The following is a 21,036-nucleotide window of genomic DNA, read 5'->3' as shown; positions in this document are numbered from 1 at the left end:
CGATGACGGCTGCCCCGCCGAAGAAGTCATGGCGGCCCAGCGCCTCCCCTGACGCGCTCCGCCGCCGTGCCGAGCGGCTTGCCGCGATTCGAGGCTTTTTCGCCAATCGCCGGATCATGGAAGTGGAAACACCGGCGCTGGCCAGCGCCGGTGTCACCGATGTCCACGTCCACAGTCTTCGCGAAGCCCATTCCCACCGCTGGCTGCAGACGTCCCCGGAATATGCCATGAAACGCCTGCTGGCGGCGGGGCTGGGGGACTGCTACCAAATCGCCAGGGTTTTTCGCGCCGACGAGGTGGGCCGCCTTCACAATCCGGAGTTCACCCTGCTGGAGTGGTACCGGCTCGGCTTCGGGGTCGATCGACTGATGGACGAGGTGGAGGCATTGGTCAATCTCATCCTGGGGGAGGCGCCGACGGCCCGAAAACGCTACCGGGACGCGTTTCTGGAAGCGGGCTTGCCGGATCCCCTTCGCGCCCCTGATGAGATCCTTCGGGGTGCGGTGAACCGCTGTGTGGACGGCGGTCTTCCCGCTGATCTGACCCGGGATGATCATCTGGATTTATTGCTGGATGCCGTGGTGGTGCCCAGGCTGCCCCGGCGTTGTTTTCTGGCGGGATACCCGGCCAGCCAGGCGGTACTCGCCCGACTGGACCCGGCAGAGCCGGACACCGCGGAACGCTTCGAGCTGTTCTGCGATGGGGTGGAGCTGGCCAACGGATTTCATGAGTGTCAGGACCCGGCGGCGTTACGACAGCGGTTTCAGGCCGATCTGCAGTCGAGGGCGGCGCGGTGTGCGGAGCAGCCGGCCATGGACGAGCGACTGCTGGCGGCGATGGAGGCGGGCCTGCCGGCCTGCGCCGGCGTCGCTCTGGGGGTCGATCGGCTGTTCATGCTTGCCGAGGGGGCCGATTCATTGGCCGCGGTGATGGCTTTCCCCTGGGATGAGGCCTGACCGCTCGGGCGATGGCGGCTCGAACCCGCCAAGACGCTCGCCCAGTCGAATCGGCGTGCCGGCTGTCCGTTCCTCGGACCACCGAACCCCGGCCTGCTCGCCAAAAAGCAGAATGACCGTCGAGCCCAGGTTGAACCTGCCCATCTCCTCCCCGGTCGACAGCGGGATCCGTCGCCGGCGGTAGTCCCACTGCCGAATCCGCTGTCCCCGTGGCGGGGTCACCTCACCACTCCACACCGTTTCGATACTGCCGACGCCGATGGCGCCCACCAGCACCATGGCCATGGGTCCCCGGGGACCCTCAAACAGCGTGACCACCCGTTCATTGCGCGCAAACAGAGATCGGACGTGCCGCGCCAGCGGATCGGATACGCCCAGCAGCCGGCCCGGCACATGAATCATGCGCTCCAGCTGACCGTCACAGGGCATGTGAATCCGGTGATAGTCCTTCGGGGACAGGTACAGCGTGGCGAAATGCCCGGCGCCGAAACGCTCGGCGATCCGGGGGTCGCCCCCGAGCAGATCCCGAACCGAGAAACGCCGGCGCTTGGCCTGCACCACCTCGCCATCGGTGATGGCACCGATCTGGCTGATGGCACCGTCCACCGGGCTGATGATGGCCCCGGGGGTGTTGTCCAGCGGTCGCATGCCCGGCTGCAGAGCCCGGGTGAAGAAGGCGTTGAAGTGCTCATAGCTGGCGGGGTCGCTGTTGACGGCCTCGCCGGTATCCACCTGGTAGAGGCGGCTGAAACCCCGAATCAGGGCGTTCTTCCAGGGCCGGAAACGCCAGCGGGCCAATCGGTGGATGAACCGCGAAATGCCGTGCTGAGGCAGCAGCCACAGGATCAGGCTCAGTAGGCGCCCGAGAATCATCAACCGGTGCCGAACTGACGATGAATTTGCCGGAACTCGTCGGCGATGGTCTGTCGGCCATGGGGCGGGTTCCAGAGGGCCCGCAGGCGCCCCTGGGGGTCAATCAGCAGAATCGCCGCCGTATGGTCCACGGCGTAGTGGCCGTCTCCATCCGGCTCATGGAGCGTGTAGGAGATGCCCAGCGCGCCAGTGAGCGTATCAATGGCGGACCGGTCTCCGGTGACCCCCAAAAAGTCGTCACTGAAATGCCCTACGTACTGCCCGAGTCGCTCCGGGGTATCCCGCTGGGGATCCACGGACACCAGCACCACGTCGGGAATCACCGGTTCGCCGCTGGTGCGCAGCTCACGAATGGCGCCCGCCAGATCGGCCAGGGTCATGGGGCAGACGTCCGGGCAGTGAGTGAAGCCGAAGAACAGGAAGTGCCAGTTCTCCTGCAGATCCGCGGTATTCCAGGGAGTGCCATTCGGTCGCACCAGGGTCACGTCCGGTAGCGGCCGGGGTTCCGGCAGCACCGTACCCACCTGTTCGGCATCGGACATGCGAGCCGGCGGGTGCGGCTCTGCGGAGTCACCGGGCCCGGATCCGGAGCCGATGACGGTCAAGCCTGCGGCGATAACGGCTGCCGTCACCGCTGCCCCCAGAGCCAGTATCAAACGCGTTCTGTCTGCCATGCAGCCATTATGCCACCACCCCGCCGCAGTCATACCCCCGAGGGGCTGTTAGAATCCCCGCCATGACCGCGCCAATACCCGAAGATCTGCTGACCATCGGCGACACCATTCGCTGGGCGGCGACGCGTTTTGAAACCGCCGGAGTTTTTTATGGCCACGGCACCGATAACGCCATCGACGAGGCCGCCGCCCTGGTGCTGGGCGTGCTCCGGCTGCCGCCGGACCTGCACGCCGTCTACTTTGCCTGCCGTCTGACTCCCGAGGAGCGGCAGGCACTGGCGGTGGCGGTGGTGGATCGTGTCGAGAACCGCCGTCCGGTGCCTTACATTCTGGGCCGCGCCTGGTTCTGCGGCCTCGAGTTCTGCGTGGATGAACGTGTGCTGATCCCTCGATCGCCCCTCGCCGAGTTGATCGAGTCGGGTTTCCAACCCTGGGTGAACGCGGACCGGGTGCATCGGGTCGTGGATGTCGGCACCGGCAGCGGCTGCATCGCGGTGGCCTGCGCCCTGGCGTTTCCGGAGGCCCGGGTGGATGCCCTCGACATTGATCCCTCGGCCGTCTCCATGACCGCCTATAATGCCCGGGCGCATGGTGTCTCGGAGCGTGTTTGTGCCCAGCCATCGGATTTGCTGGAAGCGCTGCCGGCGGTGCCGGCCATTGATCTGATCGTCAGCAATCCCCCGTATGTAGACGCCCAGGCCATGGCGTCGCTGCCGCCGGAGTTCCGTCATGAACCCCGCGATGCGCTGGCCGCCGGCCCCGACGGCATGGATACCATGCGTCGCCTGCTGCCCCAGGCGGCGCGGCGTCTCGGCGAGGGCGGCATCCTGGTTGCCGAGGTCGGCCACGGTGCCAGCGCCTTCGAGCGGGCGTTTCCGGATCTGCCGGTGATCTGGGTGGACCTGGATCGGGGCGGTGCCGGCGTCTTCGTGGTGGATGCCGACACCCTCAGGCAGGCCTTCCCCGAGGCCGCCAAAGAACCTGTCAACCAACTGGACTGAAACCATGTCGGGAAACACATTCGGGCGACTGTTCACGGTCACCACCTTCGGCGAGAGCCACGGCCCGGCCCTGGGGGCCGTGGTGGACGGCTGTCCACCGGGTCTGGCGCTCACCGAATCCGATCTTCAGGGTGATCTCGACCGGCGCAAGCCCGGGACCTCCCGCCACACCTCCCAGCGACGTGAGGGGGATCAGGTGAAGATCCTCTCCGGGGTTTTCGACGGGGTCACCACCGGGGCTCCCATTGCGCTGATGATCGAGAACATGGATCAGCGGTCCAAGGATTATTCCGAGATCGCCGAACTCTTTCGGCCCGGCCATGCGGATTACACCTACTGGCAGAAGTACGGCATTCGCGATTACAAGGGGGGCGGCCGATCCTCCGCCCGGGAGACCGCCGTCCGTGTGGCGGCCGGCGGCATTGCCCGCAAGTATCTGGCCGAGCGTCTCGGCGTTCGGATCCGGGGCTGGCTGGCCCAGTTGGGGCCCATCGAGCTGCAGCTCGCCGACTGGGAGGCAGTGGACACCAATCCGTTTTTCTGTGGCGAGCCGGATCGCATTGGTGAGCTGGAGGAGTACATGGACGCCCTGCGTAAGGAGGGCGACTCGGTCGGGGCCACCGTCGGGGTGCTGGCCCGGGGTGTACCCCCCGGGCTTGGCGAGCCGGTGTTCGATCGCCTGGATGCCGATATTGCCCACGGGCTGATGAGCATTAATGCCGTTCGCGGCGTGGAAATCGGAGCCGGTTTTGCCAGCGCCGCCCAGAAGGGCACCGAACACCGCGACGAGATGACGCCGTCGGGATTCCTCTCCAACGACGCCGGCGGGACGCTCGGAGGGATCTCCACGGGCCAGGACATTGTTGCTCGAATGGCCCTCAAGCCAACCTCCAGCATACGGATCCCCGGTCGCTCGGTAGACATCCGCGGCGAAGCGGTGGAGGTCGTGACCAAAGGCCGGCATGACCCCTGCGTGGGCATTCGGGCCACCCCCATTGCCGAGGCCATGCTGGCGCTGGTTCTCATGGATCATTATCTGCGCCACCGGGGGCAGAACGCCGACGTGGACTCCGGAACACCAGACATTCCCGCCAGCGCTGACCACTGACCGCGGCGTATGCCCAGCGGTCTTCCCTTTGTTCGTCTGGCGTCATTTTATTTCGCCTTTTTTGGCGTCCTCGGCGTGCTATCGCCCTACTGGGGGCCCTATCTTCGTGGCCGGGGATTTGATGCCGCCGAGATAGGGCTGCTGGTGGCGCTGCTGCACGCCACCAAAGTCATTGCTCCCAATCTCTGGGGCTGGGTGGCCGACCGCACCGGCGCCCGAATGATGGTGATCCGGGTGGCCTGTCTGGTGGCACTGGTGGGGTTCACCGGCGTTCTCTACCCCGGCGGCCTGGTCTGGATGGCGGCGGTCATGGTGGTGTTCAGTTTTTTCTGGAACGCCGCGCTACCTCAGTTCGAGGCCAATACCCTCCGTCATCTCGAGGGCAGCACCCACTTCTATCCGCGGATCCGCCTGTGGGGGACCGTGGGATTCATGATCTCGGTGGTGCTGGTGGGCGAGGGCATCGACCGTTTCGGCGTCGAGATCGTGCCGGTGGTACTGCTGGGCCTGTTCGTGGCGCTGTCGGTGGTCAGCTTTACCGTGCCCCAGGCGCGGGCCTCCAGCGGCGATCAGGATGGTGGCTCACTGATGGCAGCGCTCTGGCGGCCTCAGGTTCTGGGCCTGCTGTTCGGCTGTTTCCTGCTGCAGGCGAGCCATGGTCCCTTCTATGCGCTCTACAGTGTTTATCTCCAGGACTTCGGTTATTCCGGGACCGCCATCGGCGGTCTCTGGGCCATGGCGCTGCTGGCGGAAATTGCGGTGTTTCTATTGATGCCCCGCTGGCTGCCCCGGTTCGGCCACCGCAACCTGCTGCTCCTGGCCATGTCTCTGGGTGTGGCCCGCTGGCTGCTGGTGGGCAGTTTCCCTGAGCTCATCGCGGTCCAGGGCGTTGCGCAACTGGCCCATGCGGCCACCTACGGCATGTATCACGCGGCGGCCATCTCGCTGATTCATCAATACTTCCCCGGTCGCCTGCAGGGCCGGGGACAGGCCATTTACAGCAGCATGACCTTCGGTGCCGGTGTCGCCGCCGGCAGTTTTGTGGGAGGGCGACTCTGGGATGTCATCGGTGCTTCGCAGACATTCCATCTGTCCGCCGTGCTGGCGGCCCTGGCCTTCGTGGTGGTGTTCTTTTCGGTGCCCCGGATGTCCGTACGGGGGCAGAGCCCGTCTTAACCGCTCCCGGCTCCCCGGGTATACTCACAGGGTTACAGGTTTAGCCGGCGAGCACCGGAAGGAAACGCCATGGGCGGGAAGACCCTCTACGACAAACTCTGGGATGCGCACGTGGTTCGCGACAACGGCGATGGCACGGCGCTGCTCTATATAGACCGTCAGCTGGTGCATGAGGTCACGTCACCCCAGGCTTTTGAAGGGCTGAGGCTCGCGGATCGGCCGATCTGGCGGGTCGACGCCAATCTGGCGGTGGTGGATCACAATGTCCCCACCACCGGGCGGGCCGATGGTATCGCCGACCCGATTTCGGCCCTGCAGGTGGAGACGCTCAACCGCAACTGCCGCGAATACGGCATCACCCAATTCGGTCTGCTGGATCGGCGTCAGGGCATCGTTCACATCATCGGCCCGGAACAGGGCGCCACCCAGCCGGGGATGACCGTGGTCTGCGGCGATTCGCATACCTCGACTCACGGAGCCCTGGGCGCCCTCGCGTTCGGCATTGGCACCTCCGAAGTCGAACATGCGCTTGCCACCCAGACCGTCGTGCAGTCACGCTCGCAACGGATGCTGATCCGGGTGGACGGCAGGGCAGGTCCCGGCGTGACCGCCAAGGACATCATGCTCGCCATTATCGGCAAAATCGGCACCGCCGGAGGCACGGGCTACGCGGTGGAGTACGGCGGCGAGGCCATTCGCGCACTGCCCATGTCCGGCCGCATGACCATCTGCAACATGTCCATCGAGGCCGGCGCCCGCTGCGGCATGGTGGCGGTGGACGACACCACCATCGAGTATCTGCGGGACCGTCCCTATTCGCCGAAGGGCGAGATGTGGGAGCAGGCAGAAGCTTACTGGCGAACGCTGGTCAGTGATGACGACGCCGAGTTCGATCGGGTGGTCACGCTGGATGCCGCCGAGATCAAGCCCCAGGTGTCCTGGGGCACGTCCCCCGAAATGGTGGTGGCGGTGGACGGTGTGGTGCCGGATCCCGCGCAGGAGCCGGATGAGACCCGCCGCGCCGGCATGCAGCGCGCGCTGGAGTACATGGGTCTGGAGCCCGGTACGCCGATCCGGGAGATTCGTCCCGAGAAAGTCTTTATCGGTTCCTGCACCAATGCGCGGATCGAGGATTTGCGGGCGGCGGCCCGGGTGCTCCGCGGCAAACGCATCGCCGCGGGGATTCGGGAGGCCATGGTGGTGCCGGGCTCCGGCCTGGTGAAGTGGCAGGCCGAGCAGGAGGGGCTGGACCAGGTGTTCAAGGACGCCGGCTTTCAGTGGCGGGACGCCGGTTGCTCCATGTGTCTGGGCATGAATCCCGACCGCCTCAGCCCCGGTGAGCGTTGTGCCTCCACCTCGAACCGAAACTTCGAGGGTCGCCAGGGCGCCGGAGGCCGCACCCACCTGGTCAGTCCCGAGATGGCGGCCGCCGCAGCCGTGGCGGGGCACTTTGTCGACGTCCGAGAGTTGGAGGCCTAGATGATCGAGCCGTTAACCCGTGTTGAAGGACTGGTGGCGCCGCTGGATCGCTCCAATGTGGACACCGACGCCATCATCCCCAAACAGTTTCTCAAGTCCATCCATCGAACCGGCTTTGGCCCGAACCTGTTTGACGAATGGCGTTATCTCGACGAGGGGGAGCCGGGGGAGGACTGCAGCGACCGACCGCTGAATCCGGACTTCGTGCTGAACCAGCCTCGCTACGAGGGCGCGCGCATTCTCCTGGCCCGCGATAATTTCGGCTGCGGTTCCTCTCGCGAGCACGCGCCCTGGGCACTGGCGGATTACGGCTTTCGCGTGCTGATCGCCCCGAGTTTCGCGGATATTTTCTACAACAACTGCTCCAAGAACGGCCTTCTTGCGCTGACACTGCCGTCACCGACGGTTCAGCGTCTCTTCGAGGCCACCTGGGCAGAGCCGGGGTACATGTTGACCGTTGATCTGCCCGAGCAGCAGGTCACTGCGCCTGACGGCGAGCGATTTGCCTTCGAGATTGACGCGCATCGCAAGCGCATGCTGGTGGAAGGCCTGGATGAAATCGGCCTGACCCTCGAGCATGCCGACGCGATTCGGGACTATGAAGCCCGTCGTCGGCAGGTCACGCCCTGGCTGTTTTCCGACCTGGATCCGGCATGACCCATCGAGTGCTGATTCTGCCCGGTGATCACATCGGCCCGGAAATCGTCGCCGAGGCGGTCAAGGTCTTTCACTGCCTAGGCAGCGAATTCGGGCTGTCCGTGGAGCTGGAATACGCCAATCTGGGGGGTTGCGCGGTGGATGCCGAGGGCAGCCCGCTGCCGGCCTCCACACGGGATCTGGCGGCGCAGGCCGACGCCATCCTGCTGGGCGCCGTGGGCGGGCCGGAATGGGATAGCCTGCCCCGGGAACAGCGGCCGGAGCGGGGATTGCTGGGTATTCGTGCCGAGCTCGGACTGTTCGCCAACCTGCGTCCCGCCATCCTTTTCCCGGAGCTGGCGGCGGCCTCCAGCCTGCGTACCGAGGTGGTTTCGGGTCTGGACATCCTGATTGTCCGCGAGCTCACCGGGGGCATTTATTTTGGCCAGCCGCGAGGCATTCGCGAGCGCCCGGACGGCGTGCGGGAGGGGTTCAATACCCTGGTCTACGGGGCGGACGAAATTGAACGCATTGGCCGGGCCGCCTTCGAAGCGGCGGAGCGCCGGGGGGGTGCGCTGTGCTCGGTGGACAAGGCCAACGTGCTGGAGTCCAGCGAGCTCTGGCGGGAGGTCATGACCGGCCTGCAGGCCGACTATCCGTCGGTGTCGCTGGATCACCTGTACGTGGACAACGCGGCCATGCAGCTGGTCCGCGCGCCCCGGCAGTTCGACGTCATGGTGACCGGTAACCTGTTCGGCGACATTCTGTCGGACTGCGCGGCCATGCTCACCGGCTCCATTGGCATGTTGCCGTCGGCTTCCCTGGACGACCGTCACCGCGGACTCTACGAGCCGGTGCATGGCTCGGCGCCGGACATTGCCGGTCAGGCCCGGGCCAATCCCCTGGCAACGATTCTCTCGGTGGCGATGATGCTGCGGCATAGTCTCGGCGAGAGTGACCTGGCCGGCCGGGTGGAGACGGCGGTGGGTCAGGTGCTTGCCGATGGCCTTCGCACCGCCGATCTGGCAGGCCCGACAGAGCGGGCGGTGAGTACATCAGAGATGGGTGATGCGGTGGTCAGCGCCCTCAAGTCTCAGGCTGGTTGAGACCAGCCCTCGTTTTCCCTAGAGGTGTTTCATGAAGAAAGTGGGTTTTGTTGGCTGGCGCGGCATGGTCGGCTCGGTGCTGATGGACCGCATGCGGTCCGAGGGCGATTTCGCCGACATTGAGCCGGTGTTTTTCTCCACCTCCCAGACCGGCTCGCCCGGGCCTGATGTGGGTCGGCCGGTGCCGGCGCTGAAGGATGCCCACGATATCCAGGCGCTGGCCGAAATGGACGCGGTGGTGACCTGCCAGGGCGGTGATTACACCAGCGCGGTCCATGACGCCCTGCGGGCCTCGGGCTGGCAGGGGTTCTGGATTGATGCGGCTTCGACGCTGCGGATGAAGGACGACAGCGTCATCGTCCTCGACCCGGTAAATGCCGGTGTTATCCGCCAGGCCCTTGAGGAGGGAACCCGGACATTCGTCGGCGGCAACTGCACCGTCAGCCTCATGCTGATGGGCATTGGCGGGCTGTTCGAGCACGACCTCGTGGAGTGGATCGCGCCCATGACCTATCAGGCGGCGTCGGGGTCCGGTGCGCAGCATATGCGCGAGCTCCTCCGGCAGATGGGCTATCTGCGCGACGCCGCCGGTGTCCGGCTGGACGATCCGGCGGGCGCCATCCTCGACATCGATCGCGAAGTCACGGCGGCGTTGACCGGCGAGGACTATCCCGCCTCCCATTTCGGCGTGCCGTTGGCCGGCAGCCTCATTCCCTGGATAGACAAGGCCATGGACAGTGGCCAGAGCCGTGAGGAGTGGAAAGCCGGCGTCGAGACCAACAAGATCCTCGGGCGACACCATGAGCCGATCCCCATCGACGGACTCTGTGTCCGGGTGGGGGCCATGCGCTCCCATGCCCAGGCGCTGACCATCAAGCTGCGGCAGGATGTGCCCCTGGCCGACCTGGAGCAGATGATCGGTGAGGCCAACGACTGGGTCCAGGTGGTGCCCAACGAGCCGGAGCCCAGCCAGCAGCAGCTTACTCCGGCGGCGGTCAGTGGCCACCTGCATATCCCCGTGGGGCGGCTGCGCAAGTTGGCCATGGGGTCCAGCTACCTGTCGGCATTCACCGTGGGTGATCAGCTCCTCTGGGGAGCGGCGGAACCGCTTCGGCGCATGCTGCGACTGGTGGTCACCCGCTAATGGCCCAACGGCGCTAATAGTGCCGCGGGTCGCCCTCGGCATCGAATACGACGGCACCGCCTATCGCGGTTGGCAGACCCAGCGGCATGCCGTTTCCGTTCAGGATGCGCTGGAGCGCGCGTTGTCCGCCGTGGCCGCTGTCCCGGTGAGTGTGACTGCCGCCGGACGCACCGATGCTGGCGTCCATGCCTGTGGTCAGGTGGTGCACTTTGATGTGCCGGTGGATCGGCCCCGGCGTGCCTGGATTCGGGGAGTGAGCAGCCATCTACCGCCGGATATCGGTGTTCGCTGGGCGGCTTTTCCCGGTGACCAGTTCGATGCTCGGCGCAGTGGCACGGCCCGGCGCTATCGATACCTGCTCCAGGGGTCCCCCCTGCCGCCGGTACTGCTCCGGAATCGGGTGGGCTGGACATGGAAATCGCTGTCGCTGCGGCCCATGCAACAGGCCGCCGAATGCCTGATCGGTGAGCATGATTTCAGCAGCTTCCGGGCGGCGGGCTGTCAGGCGAGGCACCCGGTGCGTCATGTCCGCGAAATTGCCGTTTACCAACAGAGTGATCTGATTGTGGTGGAGGTGGAGGCCAACGCCTTTCTGCATCACATGGTGCGTAACATCGTCGGATCTCTGATGATGGTGGGAGCCGGGGAGCAGCCGCCGGAATGGCTTGCGCGGGTCCTGACGGCCCGGGACCGGCGCCTGGCGGGTGTCACCGCGCCGGCAGGCGGACTCTACCTGCTGGGTGTGCGTTACCCCGAGCGGTATGGGCTGCCGGGGCCACCCCCCGGCCCGGCTTTTGCGTCCGCTGGGGGCGCCAAGTAGGATGACCCGGTGAGGGCTCGCATTAAAATCTGCGGGGTCATGCGACCCGAGGATGGGGTGTTGGTAGCCGAGGCTGGCGCCGACGCCATCGGGCTGGTTTTTTATGAACGAAGTCCCCGGTACGTGTCGCCGGAGCGGGCCAACGAAATTATTGAGGCGTTGCCGCCGCTGGTGACCGCGGTTGGGCTTTTCATGGACGCAGCGCCAGACAAGGTCAAAGATATTCTGGGCCAGGTGCCGCTGGATCTGCTGCAGTTTCACGGTGCCGAGTCGGCCGCCGACTGCGAGCGGCACGGGCGACGTTACATCAAGGCGGTGGGAATGGCCGGGGGGGATCCCTGGGCCGTGGCGAAGCGGCACCCGCAGGCCCATGCGTTGCTCCTGGATGGCCATGCCCCGGGCGCGGCCGGGGGCAGCGGTCAGGCATTCAACTGGAGCCAGGCTCTGCCCTCCAGTCACCGTATTATCATCGCGGGGGGCCTCGGTGCCGGCAACGTCGCCGAGGCGATCCGCCAGACGCACCCCTGGGGAGTCGACTGCAGCAGTGCGGTGGAGTCATCCCCCGGGGTCAAGAATGGCCGGAAGGTCGCTGCTTTCTGCGAAGAGGTTCATCGTGTCGAACGTCATACAGGCCATCGATTCACCGGTTGATTACCGTCACTTTCCGGATCCGGCCGGACATTTCGGGCCCTATGGGGGTCGCTTTGTCCCCGAGCTGCTGATTGCCCCCCTGGAAGAACTCTCGGCGGCTTACGCCAGTTACCGGGAGGATGAAACCTTCCAGGCGCGGCTGGACGCCGATCTCAAGGATTATGTCGGGCGGCCCACGCCGCTCTACCATGCCGAGCGCTGGTCCAACGCGGTGGGTGGGGCACAGATTTTCCTCAAGCGCGAGGATCTCGACCACACCGGCGCCCACAAAATCAACAACACCATGGGCCAGGCCCTGCTGGCGCAGCACATGGGCAAGCGGCGGATCGTGGCCGAAACCGGTGCCGGTCAGCATGGCGTCGCCACTGCCGCCGTGTGCGCACGACTGGGCATGGAATGCATTGTCTACATGGGCGCGGAGGATGTCCGCCGTCAGTCGGTCAACGTCTATCGCATGCGTCTGATGGGGGCCAAGGTAGTGCCGGTGGACTCGGGAACCCGCACCCTGAAGGACGCCCTCAATGAAGCCTTCCGTGACTGGGCCGCCAACGTCGACGACACGTTCTACATTATCGGCACCGTCGCCGGACCCCATCCCTATCCGGAGATGGTTCGGGACTTCCAGGCGATCATCGGTCGCGAAACCCGGGAGCAGTGCCTTGAAGCCCATGGCGCGCTGCCCGACGCCCTGGTGGCCTGCGTCGGCGGCGGATCCAACGCCATTGGCATGTTTTATCCATTTCTGGGGGACAGCGATGTTGCCATTTACGGGGCCGAAGCCGGCGGCGAAGGCGTTGCCACCGGCCGCCATGCCGCACCGCTGAGTGCCGGACGGCCCGGCGTTCTTCACGGCAACCGGACCTACCTGATGGAAAACGAGGACGGCCAGATCATGCCCACTCACTCGCTGTCTGCCGGGCTCGACTATCCGGGTGTCGGCCCGGAGCATGCCTGGCTCAAGGACACCGGTCGGGTTCAGTACGTCGCCGTGGACGATGATGACGCCCTGGCGGCATTCCACATGCTCACCCAGACCGAAGGCATTATCCCGGCTCTCGAGACCGCTCATGCCATCGCCTACGCCGGACAGCTCGCCGCCCGGATGCGCCCGGATCAGCGGATCGTCGTGAACTGCTCGGGGCGGGGCGACAAAGACATCAATACCGTGGCCGAAGTGGAAGGAATGACGCTATGAGCCGGATAAGCAACCGCTTCGAACAGCGTCGCGCCGAAGGCCGGAGCGCACTGGTGACCTATATCACCGGCGGCGACCCGGGCCCGGAAGCCACCGTGCCGATCATGCACCAGCTGGTGGCCGGCGGTGCAGACATTCTCGAGGTCGGCATGCCGTTCTCGGATCCCATGGCGGACGGGCCGGTGGTGCAGGCGGCCTGTGATCGTGCCCTCGCCGGTGGGACCGGGATTGTCGGCGTGCTGGAGATGATCCGTGCCTTTCGTCGCGATGATCAGGATACCCCGGTGGTGCTGATGGGCTACCTCAATCCCATTGAGCAGGCCGGCTACCTGCGGTTTGCCCGTGAAGCCGCGGCGGCGGGGGTGGACGGTGTCCTCACGGTGGATCTGCCGCCGGAGGAGGGCCATGAACTGGTGCCGGCGCTCGAGGAGCACGGCCTCGATCCCATCTGGCTGATCGCCCCCACCACCAGTGACGAGCGGATCCGGGCGATCTGTGATCGTGCCCGCGGCTTCGTCTACTACGTCTCCCTCAAGGGAGTGACCGGCGTTGCCACGCTGGATTTCGACAACATCGCCGAGCACGTGGAATCAATCCGCCGGGCCACTCAGCTGCCGGTGGGTGTCGGTTTCGGTGTCAGGGATGGCGATGACGCCAGCCGCATCGGTCAGGTGGCGGATGCCGTGGTGGTGGGCAGCGCCATTGTCTCGAGGATTGCGGAGCACGCCCATGATCAGGATGCGCTGCTGACCGCGGTTGGCGAGGTCGCCCGGGAGCTACGCCAGGGGCTTGATTCGAAGAGGCTGGAGACAACGCCTTGAGTTGGTTCGAGAAGCTCATGCCGTCCCGGATCCGCACCGAGGGCGGATCCCGGGGCAGTGTGCCCGAGGGGCTCTGGACCAAGTGCAAGGACTGCGGCGCGGTACTGTACCGCCCGGAGCTGGAGCGAAACCTCGAAGTGTGCCCCAAGTGCGGCTCACACATGCGCATCGGCGCGCGTCGACGGCTGGATGTTTTTCTGGACGGCGAAGGCCGCGAAGAAATCGGCGCCGACCTCCAGCCCTCGGACGTACTGCGATTCAAGGATTCCCGCCGTTATCGCGAGCGATTGAGCCAGGCGCAAAAGGCCACGGGTGAGCGGGATGCGCTGGTGGCCTGTTCCGGCCTGTTGCAGGGTCGCCCCGTGGTGGTGGTGGCCTTCGAGTTCGAGTTCATGGGCGGTTCCATGGGCGGCGTCGTGGGTGAGCGGTTCGCCCGGGCGGTGGACCATGCCCGGGAGAACCGCGCGCCGCTGATCTGTTTCAGCGCCAGTGGCGGCGCCCGCATGCAGGAGGCGCTGTTTTCGCTGATGCAGATGGCCAAGACCAGCGCAGCGCTGGCCAGATTGTCCGAAGCGCGGGTGCCGTACATCAGCGTCTTGACCGATCCCACCATGGGGGGTGTCTCCGCCAGTCTGGCCACCCTCGGCGACATCATCATTGCCGAACCGGGCGCGCTGATCGGTTTTGCCGGCCCCCGGGTTATCCAGCAGACCGTTCGGGAAACGCTGCCCGAGGGCTTCCAGCGCAGCGAGTTCCTGCTCGAGCACGGCGCCATCGACCAGATCATCGACCGGCGTGAGCAGCGGGCCCGCATTGCCTCAATGCTGGCCATGCTGCAGGGAGATCATGCATCCGCCGGGGCCAGTCCATCGCAGCCGGACGCGGCGGCGGTCGACGAATCCTGAAAAGCCCGTGCCAGACGACGATCTCGGGCAGTGGCTGAAATCACTCGAGACCCTCCACCCCCGCGAAATCGATCTTGGCCTGGAGCGCATCAGCGAGGTTGCTGATCGCATGGGTTTGCGGCGGGATGCTGCTGCAACGATTATCGTCGCCGGAACCAACGGCAAGGGCAGCAGCGTCGCCTGTCTGGAGTCCATGTTTCAGGCCCATGGCGCCCGGCCGGGCGCTTACACCTCCCCCCACCTGCTGCGCTATAACGAGCGGATACGAGTGGCCGGCGTGGAAGCCACTGACGACCTGATTCTGTCCGCATTTCGGGCCATTGATGCGGCTCGGGGCACCATCAGCCTCAGTTACTTCGAATTTTCCACCCTGGCGGCGGCCTGGTGTTTTCGTGAGATGAGCGCGGCACCCTGGATTCTGGAAGTCGGCCTCGGCGGCCGACTGGATGCCTGCAATGCATTCGACGCCGATCTTGCCGTGATTACGCCCATCGATCTGGATCACATGGAGTGGCTCGGAGATAACCGGGAAGCCATCGCCGGGGAGAAAATGGGAGTCATCCGCGAGGGCCGCCCGGTGGTCTGCTCGGATCCCCGGCCACCAGCGCGTATTGCCGAAGTGGCCGTCGGCCTGGACGCTCCGCTCTCTCAGCTCGGGCGGGATTACACCGTTGAAGAGGTCACGGACAGGACCTGGGATTGGCGCGGCCCGCGGGGCGATCATCTGGCGGCGTTACCGCGACCCGGATGGTTGCCGGACACGGCATTGGGCAATGCCGCCGGCGCTGTCATGGCAGTCCGTCAGCCAGGCCCTTTCCACCTGCCGGTGGAGGCGATTCACCGCGGTCTGGAACAGGCGAGTCTGGCGGGGCGGTTGCAGACCACGGTTTGCCGTGGGCATCAATGGCTTCTGGACGTTGGTCACAACCCCGCCGCCGTTGAACTTCTCGCCGGCCGTCTGGAGTCGGTGCCGGGCCGGGTGCGCATGGTTTTCGGACTGATGGCTCGCAAGCCCCCGGGCCCGCTGCTTGACCGGCTGGTCCCGCGGGTGGACGAATGGTTTTGTCTAGACCTGGATGACCCGCAAAGTCATTCGCCGGAACAGCTGCGCTGCGCGCTCGAGGAGCGGGGCGCTCGAGTGCTCGGGTCCGGGGGAGGCGATCGGGCCATCGCGTCCATCCACGAGCGCAGCGAGCCCGGGGACCTAGCCGTGGGTGCGGGGTCTTTTCGCGTGGTGGAAGCGCTGATGCGGGCCGGCGTCGGTGCTTGCAACGAGCAGGCGTGAGGTCGACACTTGGCAGAGGAGATTTCTGGAGGACTCCGAGTGTGGAGCAGCGATCCAAGCAGCGGTTGATCGGCGCCGTGGTGCTCGTCGCGTTGGGGGTGATTTTCCTTCCAATGCTGTTGAGTGGTCCGGTGGAACAGACTCGCGTGGATATTGATCTGGATATGCCCTCGGCCCCCGAGGTCCCTCCCCAGCCCGAGCTCCCGTCCGCAGAATCCATGACCACCCCCGAACCCGGAGCGGCACTGGCCGATAATGCCCGTCCCGACCCGGAGGCGTTGATCACCGAAGAGGCGCCGGCACCGATTGAGGAACCGCCGGCCGGCGAGTCCCGTGAGGCGGCTGATCCGTCCGTGCCGGCCGGTGAGGTATCCGACAGCGTGTTCGTCCAGGTTGGGGCCTTCCAGAGTCGTGAAAACGCCCAACGTCTGGTGGACGAGTTGCGGGGGGATGATTTCCCCGCCCGTCTGGTGGAGGCCGAAGATCAGCAGGGGCCCAGCCATCGGGTGCAGGCGGGGCCTTTCCCCGATCGGCCGGCAGCCGAGACGGCGGCTCAGGCCCTGGCGGATCAGCATGGCCTGGCCGGGTTCATTATCGAGCCATGAACCAATCGGCTGATAGACTAGGGCAGGCGAACGATGAACTGGCTTGATTATGCGTTTATCGGGGTCGCCTTTGTTTCGATTCTCATCGGACTGGTGCGTGGGTTCGTCCGCGAAGTCATCTCGGTGGCGACCTGGGTGGCGGCTTTTTGGGTGGCGATCCGCTACAGCCCGGAAGTCGCGGCCCATTTTGAAGCCTGGTTGAACTCTCCCATGGTGCGTCTGGCCGTCGCCTTTGCGGTGTTATTCATTGCCACGCTGCTATTGGGCGCCCTGGTCGGCTGGATGGCCCGTTTGCTGGTGGGGCGAACGGGGCTGAGTGGGACCGATCGCAGTCTGGGGCTGGTGTTTGGCGGGCTCCGAGGCGGCCTGCTGGTCGGGCTGGTGGTTCTTGGTGCCGGTTTGACGGCGGTGCCGGAGGAACCCTGGTGGCAGGAGTCGGTCATCGCCAGTGCCTACCGACCGTGGGTTTGCAACGAGCGTATTGGTGGTTGGCTTGATGATGCCGGAGGCCACGAGACGCTGGACCGGGCGCCATTGGACGGGTCGGCAGCCCTGGACTACTGGCGGGCATGGTGTGGGGCGGATGCGTAACTTACAGATCGATTACAGGGGTTGAACGAGCATGTGTGGCGTCATTGGCATCGTGGCCAAATCAGCGGTCAATCAGGCTCTCTATGACGGCTTGACCGTGCTTCAGCATCGCGGCCAGGACGCGGCGGGCATCATGACCTTCGACCAGGGGCGGCTGCATCTGCGCAAGGACAATGGCCTGGTGCGGGATGTGTTCAATGCCCAGGACATGATGCAGCTGCAGGGGAATGTTGGTATCGGTCATTGCCGCTACCCCACCGCGGGCTGTTCGAGTTCCGCCGAGTCCCAGCCGTTTTACGTCAACTCGCCTTATGGCATCAGCCTTGCCCACAACGGCAACCTTACCAATGCGGAGGCCATCAAACGGGACCTCTTTCTCGAAGATCTGCGCCACATCAATACCCGTTCGGATTCCGAAATTCTGCTGAATGTGTTCGCGCACAAGCTCGGTGAGCTGGGCAAGCTCCGCATTAACGAGTCGGACATTTTTTCCGCGGTGGCCGGCATTCACGAGCGCTGCCACGGCGGTTATGCCGCCATTGCCATGATCAATGGTTACGGCATCCTGGGATTTCGGGATCCCAACGGCATCCGCCCACTGTGCTTCGGGAGCCGCGAGACCGAGGCCGGTACTGAATACATGATTGCCTCCGAAAGCGTCGCCCTCAGCGTGCTTGGTTTTACGCTGATTCGCGATGTGGCGCCGGGCGAGGCGGTGTTTATCGATCTCGATGGGAATCTCCACACCCGGCAGTGTGCGATCGCCCCGCGGCTTTCTCCCTGCATTTTCGAGTACGTCTATCTGGCACGGCCGGACTCCATGCTGGATGACGTGTCGGTCTATAAGTCCCGCCTTCGCATGGGGCGGATGCTGGCCCGCAAGCTCAAGCGGGAGTGGGCCAGCCACGATATCGATGTGGTCATTCCCATTCCGGATACCAGCCGCACGGCGGCCCTGGATCTGGCCAACGACCTCAACATCACGTACCGAGAAGGGTTCATCAAGAATCGCTATATCGGCCGAACCTTCATCATGCCGGGGCAGGCCGTGCGCCAGAAATCCGTGCGCCAGAAGCTCAACCCCATCGAGCTCGAGTTTCGCGGCAAGAACGTCCTGCTGCTGGATGACTCCATCGTTCGCGGGACCACGTCCGAGCAGATCATTCGCATGGCTCGGGAGGCGGGCGCCAATAAGGTCTACTTTGCCTCGGCCGCTCCCCCAGTGCGGTTCCCCAACGTCTACGGTATCGACATGCCCGCGGCCCGGGAGCTGCTGGCCCATGACCGGAGCGTTGAAGCAATTCGTCGCAACATTGGCGCTGACCACATGATTTACCAGGACCTCGAAGATCTCACCGAGGCCGTCCGAGAGGGCAATGAGGCCATTCAAGCCTTCGACTGCTCCTGTTTTAACGGCGAGTACGTGACCGGCGATATCAGCGCGGATTATCTGCTGGCCCTGGAGCAGGCGCGGGCGGACGAAGTCCGTAATCCCGCCATCGTAGGTGCCAGCAATGACCTGAGCCGGGTGCAGTCATGAGCTGGGGCGATGACACCATTGGTCTGCGCGCGGGCTGGGAGCGAACTCCTGAGCAGGAGCACTCCGAGGCGATCTTCCCCACCTCAAGCTTTACCTTCAAAAGTGCCGCGGAGGCGGCGGCACGCTTTAGCGGCGAAGAGCCGGGCAACATTTATTCCCGGTTCACCAACCCGACGGTGCGGGCTTTCGAAAAGCGGTTGGCCGCCATGGAAGGAGGTGAGCGCTGCATTGCCATGGCCTCGGGCATGGCCGGGATCCTTGGCGTCTGCATGGGTTTGCTCCGTAGCGGTGATCACGTGGTCTGCTCGCTGGGTGTTTTCGGCACCACTGCCTCGCTATTCGCCAACCAGCTGAGCCGTTTCGGCATTACCACCGACTTCGTCACGCCTACTGATCTGAAGGCCTGGCAGGCGGCGGTGCGACCGGAAACCCGGATGCTTTTTCTCGAGACGCCGTCCAATCCACTCACCGAAGTGGTGGACCTCGCCGCGCTTTCGGATCTGGCGCGTAGCAGCGAGGCCTGGCTGGTGGTGGACAATTGCTTCTGCACGCCGGCGCTGCAGCGGCCGCTGGAGCTGGGCGCCGACCTGGTGACTCACTCCGCCACCAAGTTCCTGGATGGACAGGGCCGATGCGTCGGGGGCGCGGTAGTGGGCGACGCGAAAACCCTCGATGAGGCGATTTTCCCCTTCCTTCGCACCGCGGGCCCAACGCTGAGCCCGTTCAACGCCTGGGTGTTCCTGAAGGGCCTCGAGACCCTCAACCTGAGAATGCGGGCGCATAGTGATCAGGCTCTCGCTCTGGCTCGATGGCTGGTGGATCATCCCGCGGTGTCCCGGGTGCATTACAGCGGGCTGCCTGATCATCCGCAGCACGCGCTGGCGGCGCGGCAGCAGAGCGGTTTTGGCGGCATTGTCTCCTTCGAGGTGGAGGGCGGGCGTCAAGCCGCCTGGTCGGTGGTCGACGCCACCGAAATGTTGTCCATCACCGCGAATCTTGGGGATGTGCGCAGCACGATCACCCACCCGGCGACCACGACCCATGGTCGGGTGGCGCCGGAGCAGCGCGAAGCCATGGGCATCGGTGAGGGGCTTGTCCGGATTTCCGTCGGGCTGGAAGACCTCGTGGACATTCAGACCGATCTGGACCGGGGCCTCGGCGGGCTGAAGGCCTGTTAAAGCCTTGAGTGGCCATCGGGCCTTGCTGGAGCGTGTTTACGCCGCCGCGATTGCGGCGGTGGGCGGGCGCCAGGCCGTGGCGCGGGCCCTTTCGGCTGAGACGGCGCCACCGCCCGGACCCGTGTATCTGGTCGCCGTGGGTAAAGCCGCCGCCGCCATGGCCCATGGTGTTGCGGACAGCCCCGCTTATCCGGTGCGGAACGGTCTGGTGATTACCCGCGAGGGTTACCAGGACCCGGCCCTTGGCCGGCGCCTGCCGGTGCGGCAGCTGGAATCGGCTCACCCGATCCCCGATGAGCGCAGCCTGGAGGCTGGCGAAGCCCTGGTGCAGTTCCTGACCACGGCGCCTGCCAATGCCCGATTTCTGTTCCTGATCTCCGGCGGTGCCTCCAGCCTGGTGGAACGGCTGGAAGGCGACGGGGATCAGGTGGGTCTGGCCAGACTGAACCAGTCGTTGCTGGCCAGCGGTCTGGACATCGCTCGGGTCAACGCGGTTCGTCAGCACTATTCGACCATCAAGGCGGGACGTCTGGCCCGCTGGCTGGCGGGGCGGCCGGCGGATGTTCTGCTGATTTCGGATGTCCCGGGAGATAACCCGGCCGTCATTGGCTCCGGGCTTCTGGTGCCGTCAGTGCCGAACCTGTCAGGATCCGGCGTCGATCTGCGGTTTAAGGGGCTGCAGCCGGCACCGACGCCGCCGGCTACTGGCGACCCTCTGTTTCAACACATCACCATCACCGTGGTGGCCAGCAATGCCACGGCCCGGGCGGCTGCCGCGCAGGCGGGTCGGGCGGCGGGCTGGGACGTTCATGTTGAGGACACGCTGCTCACTGGAGAGGCCGCCGCCGCGGGCCCTGCGATTGCCCGGCAGCTGGTCGCCGGACCTCAAGGCATGTTCGTACAGGGCGGAGAGCCGACGGTGACCCTGCCGCCCAACCCCGGCCAGGGGGGGCGGATGCAGACCCTGGCGCTGTCGGCGGCGGCCGAGCTCGCCGACAGCCCGTGTGCTCTGCTCGCAGCCGGTACTGACGGTGCCGATGGGCCGGGTGACGTGGCGGGCGCCATCGTGGATGGCGAGACCCTGAGCCGTGGGGAGGCCGCCGGGGGCAATCTGCAGGATGCCCTGGCCAACGCCGATGCCGGCCGCTTTCTCTCCCTCAGCGGCGATCTGCTGGTGACCGGAGGAACCGGAACCAACGTCATGGATCTGGTGATCGGGCTACGTTTCTAAGCATCACGGGACGGGTTGCGTCCCGGTTTCATGTCTCGTAGCCTCTCCCGTTCCTTGGGCG

General features: G+C 65.4%; 21 protein-coding genes. 19 read left to right on the top strand and 2 right to left on the bottom strand.

Going from position 1 to position 21,036, the window contains the following annotated elements; genetic code table 11:
• Positions 1 to 2 precede the first annotated feature (2 nt).
• Positions 3 to 956, top strand: coding sequence for an EF-P lysine aminoacylase EpmA (epmA, locus tag GJ672_RS07360; protein ID WP_154296582.1), 954 nt, complete (start codon positions 3 to 5; stop codon positions 954 to 956).
• Here epmA and asd (GJ672_RS07355) read toward each other — a convergent pair.
• Positions 915 to 1,829: an archaetidylserine decarboxylase gene (asd, locus tag GJ672_RS07355; protein WP_154296581.1), complete on the bottom strand. Its 915-nt coding sequence runs from the start codon at positions 1,827 to 1,829 to the stop codon at positions 915 to 917. The two genes, epmA and asd (GJ672_RS07355), sit on opposite strands and share 42 nt — an antisense overlap.
• Positions 1,829 to 2,503: an SCO family protein gene (locus GJ672_RS07350; RefSeq protein WP_195759479.1), complete on the bottom strand. Its 675-nt coding sequence runs from the start codon at positions 2,501 to 2,503 to the stop codon at positions 1,829 to 1,831. The genes asd (GJ672_RS07355) and GJ672_RS07350 overlap by 1 nt, the downstream gene beginning before the upstream one ends.
• A gap of 62 nt (positions 2,504 to 2,565) precedes the next feature.
• On the opposite strand from GJ672_RS07350, the gene prmB reads away from it, so the two are divergent.
• The 18 genes from prmB (at position 2,566) to GJ672_RS07260 (ending at position 20,975) form a co-directional block, all read left to right on the top strand.
• Positions 2,566 to 3,504 carry a 50S ribosomal protein L3 N(5)-glutamine methyltransferase gene (prmB, locus tag GJ672_RS07345; protein ID WP_154296579.1) on the top strand — a complete coding sequence of 313 codons (939 nt, stop codon included), beginning with the start codon at positions 2,566 to 2,568 and terminating at the stop codon, positions 3,502 to 3,504.
• A 4-nt stretch (positions 3,505 to 3,508) separates the two neighbouring features.
• On the top strand, positions 3,509 to 4,612 hold the full coding sequence (aroC, locus tag GJ672_RS07340; protein WP_154296578.1) for a chorismate synthase: 1,104 nt from the start codon (positions 3,509 to 3,511) through the stop codon (positions 4,610 to 4,612).
• A gap of 9 nt (positions 4,613 to 4,621) precedes the next feature.
• Positions 4,622 to 5,788 carry an MFS transporter gene (locus GJ672_RS07335; RefSeq protein WP_154296577.1) on the top strand — a complete coding sequence of 389 codons (1,167 nt, stop codon included), beginning with the start codon at positions 4,622 to 4,624 and terminating at the stop codon, positions 5,786 to 5,788.
• Positions 5,789 to 5,857: 69 nt separating this feature from the next.
• Complete coding sequence (gene leuC / locus GJ672_RS07330; protein WP_154296576.1) at positions 5,858 to 7,267, top strand: 3-isopropylmalate dehydratase large subunit; 1,410 nt, start codon at positions 5,858 to 5,860, stop codon at positions 7,265 to 7,267.
• Positions 7,268 to 7,270: 3 nt separating this feature from the next.
• Entirely contained in the window at positions 7,271 to 7,924 is a 654-nt protein-coding gene (leuD, locus tag GJ672_RS07325; protein WP_154297088.1) for a 3-isopropylmalate dehydratase small subunit, read from the top strand.
• Positions 7,921 to 9,009 (top strand): 3-isopropylmalate dehydrogenase, encoded by a 1,089-nt coding sequence (gene leuB, locus GJ672_RS07320; protein ID WP_154296575.1) that lies wholly within the window; start codon positions 7,921 to 7,923, stop codon positions 9,007 to 9,009. The genes leuD and leuB overlap by 4 nt, the downstream gene beginning before the upstream one ends.
• A 31-nt stretch (positions 9,010 to 9,040) precedes the next feature.
• The gene (gene asd, locus GJ672_RS07315) at positions 9,041 to 10,153 is read left to right on the top strand and encodes an aspartate-semialdehyde dehydrogenase (protein ID WP_154296574.1); all 1,113 of its coding nucleotides are present in this window, start codon (positions 9,041 to 9,043) and stop codon (positions 10,151 to 10,153) included.
• Between the two features lie 19 nt (positions 10,154 to 10,172).
• On the top strand, positions 10,173 to 10,973 hold the full coding sequence (truA, locus tag GJ672_RS07310) for a tRNA pseudouridine(38-40) synthase TruA (protein WP_154296573.1): 801 nt from the start codon (positions 10,173 to 10,175) through the stop codon (positions 10,971 to 10,973).
• A 9-nt stretch (positions 10,974 to 10,982) separates the two neighbouring features.
• A complete protein-coding gene (locus GJ672_RS07305) occupies positions 10,983 to 11,624 on the top strand; it encodes a phosphoribosylanthranilate isomerase (protein ID WP_154296572.1) in 642 nt (213 codons plus the stop codon).
• On the top strand, positions 11,587 to 12,819 hold the full coding sequence (gene trpB / locus GJ672_RS07300; RefSeq protein ID WP_229381853.1) for a tryptophan synthase subunit beta: 1,233 nt from the start codon (positions 11,587 to 11,589) through the stop codon (positions 12,817 to 12,819). Before GJ672_RS07305 ends, trpB begins: the two co-directional genes overlap by 38 nt.
• The gene (gene trpA, locus GJ672_RS07295) at positions 12,816 to 13,640 is read left to right on the top strand and encodes a tryptophan synthase subunit alpha (protein ID WP_154296570.1); all 825 of its coding nucleotides are present in this window, start codon (positions 12,816 to 12,818) and stop codon (positions 13,638 to 13,640) included. The genes trpB and trpA overlap by 4 nt, the downstream gene beginning before the upstream one ends.
• Complete coding sequence (accD, locus tag GJ672_RS07290) at positions 13,637 to 14,545, top strand: acetyl-CoA carboxylase, carboxyltransferase subunit beta (RefSeq protein ID WP_154296569.1); 909 nt, start codon at positions 13,637 to 13,639, stop codon at positions 14,543 to 14,545. Before trpA ends, accD begins: the two co-directional genes overlap by 4 nt.
• A gap of 7 nt (positions 14,546 to 14,552) precedes the next feature.
• A complete protein-coding gene (locus tag GJ672_RS07285) occupies positions 14,553 to 15,830 on the top strand; it encodes a folylpolyglutamate synthase/dihydrofolate synthase family protein (RefSeq protein WP_195759478.1) in 1,278 nt (425 codons plus the stop codon).
• Positions 15,831 to 15,871: 41 nt separating this feature from the next.
• On the top strand, positions 15,872 to 16,435 hold the full coding sequence (locus GJ672_RS07280; protein ID WP_154296567.1) for an SPOR domain-containing protein: 564 nt from the start codon (positions 15,872 to 15,874) through the stop codon (positions 16,433 to 16,435).
• 33 nt (positions 16,436 to 16,468) lie between these two features.
• Positions 16,469 to 17,026: a CvpA family protein gene (locus tag GJ672_RS07275; protein WP_154296566.1), complete on the top strand. Its 558-nt coding sequence runs from the start codon at positions 16,469 to 16,471 to the stop codon at positions 17,024 to 17,026.
• Between the two features lie 31 nt (positions 17,027 to 17,057).
• Positions 17,058 to 18,566 (top strand): amidophosphoribosyltransferase, encoded by a 1,509-nt coding sequence (gene purF / locus GJ672_RS07270; protein ID WP_154296565.1) that lies wholly within the window; start codon positions 17,058 to 17,060, stop codon positions 18,564 to 18,566.
• Entirely contained in the window at positions 18,563 to 19,744 is a 1,182-nt protein-coding gene (locus GJ672_RS07265; RefSeq protein WP_154296564.1) for an O-succinylhomoserine sulfhydrylase, read from the top strand. Before purF ends, GJ672_RS07265 begins: the two co-directional genes overlap by 4 nt.
• A 22-nt stretch (positions 19,745 to 19,766) precedes the next feature.
• Positions 19,767 to 20,975: a DUF4147 domain-containing protein gene (locus GJ672_RS07260; RefSeq protein ID WP_229381852.1), complete on the top strand. Its 1,209-nt coding sequence runs from the start codon at positions 19,767 to 19,769 to the stop codon at positions 20,973 to 20,975.
• The last annotated feature ends 61 nt before the right edge of the window (positions 20,976 to 21,036 follow it).

Origin of the sequence: Spiribacter sp. 2438, from assembly GCF_009676705.1 — a bacterium.
Classification (GTDB): domain Bacteria; phylum Pseudomonadota; class Gammaproteobacteria; order Nitrococcales; family Nitrococcaceae; genus Spiribacter.
The sequence above is the reverse complement of the archived record's forward strand: the minus strand, read 5'-3'. Positions and strand labels throughout refer to the sequence as shown.

Bases quoted from the DNA above. Each gene is read 5' to 3' on its own strand.
- epmA (WP_154296582.1), top strand. From the start codon at position 3: ATGACGGCTGCCCCGCCGAAGAAGTCATGGCGGCCCAGCGCCTCCCCT.
- asd (WP_154296581.1), bottom strand. From the start codon at position 1,829: ATGATTCTCGGGCGCCTACTGAGCCTGATCCTGTGGCTGCTGCCTCAG.
- GJ672_RS07350 (WP_195759479.1), bottom strand. From the start codon at position 2,503: ATGGCAGACAGAACGCGTTTGATACTGGCTCTGGGGGCAGCGGTGACG.
- prmB (WP_154296579.1), top strand. From the start codon at position 2,566: ATGACCGCGCCAATACCCGAAGATCTGCTGACCATCGGCGACACCATT.
- aroC (WP_154296578.1), top strand. From the start codon at position 3,509: ATGTCGGGAAACACATTCGGGCGACTGTTCACGGTCACCACCTTCGGC.
- GJ672_RS07335 (WP_154296577.1), top strand. From the start codon at position 4,622: ATGCCCAGCGGTCTTCCCTTTGTTCGTCTGGCGTCATTTTATTTCGCC.
- leuC (WP_154296576.1), top strand. From the start codon at position 5,858: ATGGGCGGGAAGACCCTCTACGACAAACTCTGGGATGCGCACGTGGTT.
- leuB (WP_154296575.1), top strand. From the start codon at position 7,921: ATGACCCATCGAGTGCTGATTCTGCCCGGTGATCACATCGGCCCGGAA.
- asd (WP_154296574.1), top strand. From the start codon at position 9,041: ATGAAGAAAGTGGGTTTTGTTGGCTGGCGCGGCATGGTCGGCTCGGTG.
- trpA (WP_154296570.1), top strand. From the start codon at position 12,816: ATGAGCCGGATAAGCAACCGCTTCGAACAGCGTCGCGCCGAAGGCCGG.
- GJ672_RS07275 (WP_154296566.1), top strand. From the start codon at position 16,469: ATGAACTGGCTTGATTATGCGTTTATCGGGGTCGCCTTTGTTTCGATT.
- purF (WP_154296565.1), top strand. From the start codon at position 17,058: ATGTGTGGCGTCATTGGCATCGTGGCCAAATCAGCGGTCAATCAGGCT.
- GJ672_RS07265 (WP_154296564.1), top strand. From the start codon at position 18,563: ATGAGCTGGGGCGATGACACCATTGGTCTGCGCGCGGGCTGGGAGCGA.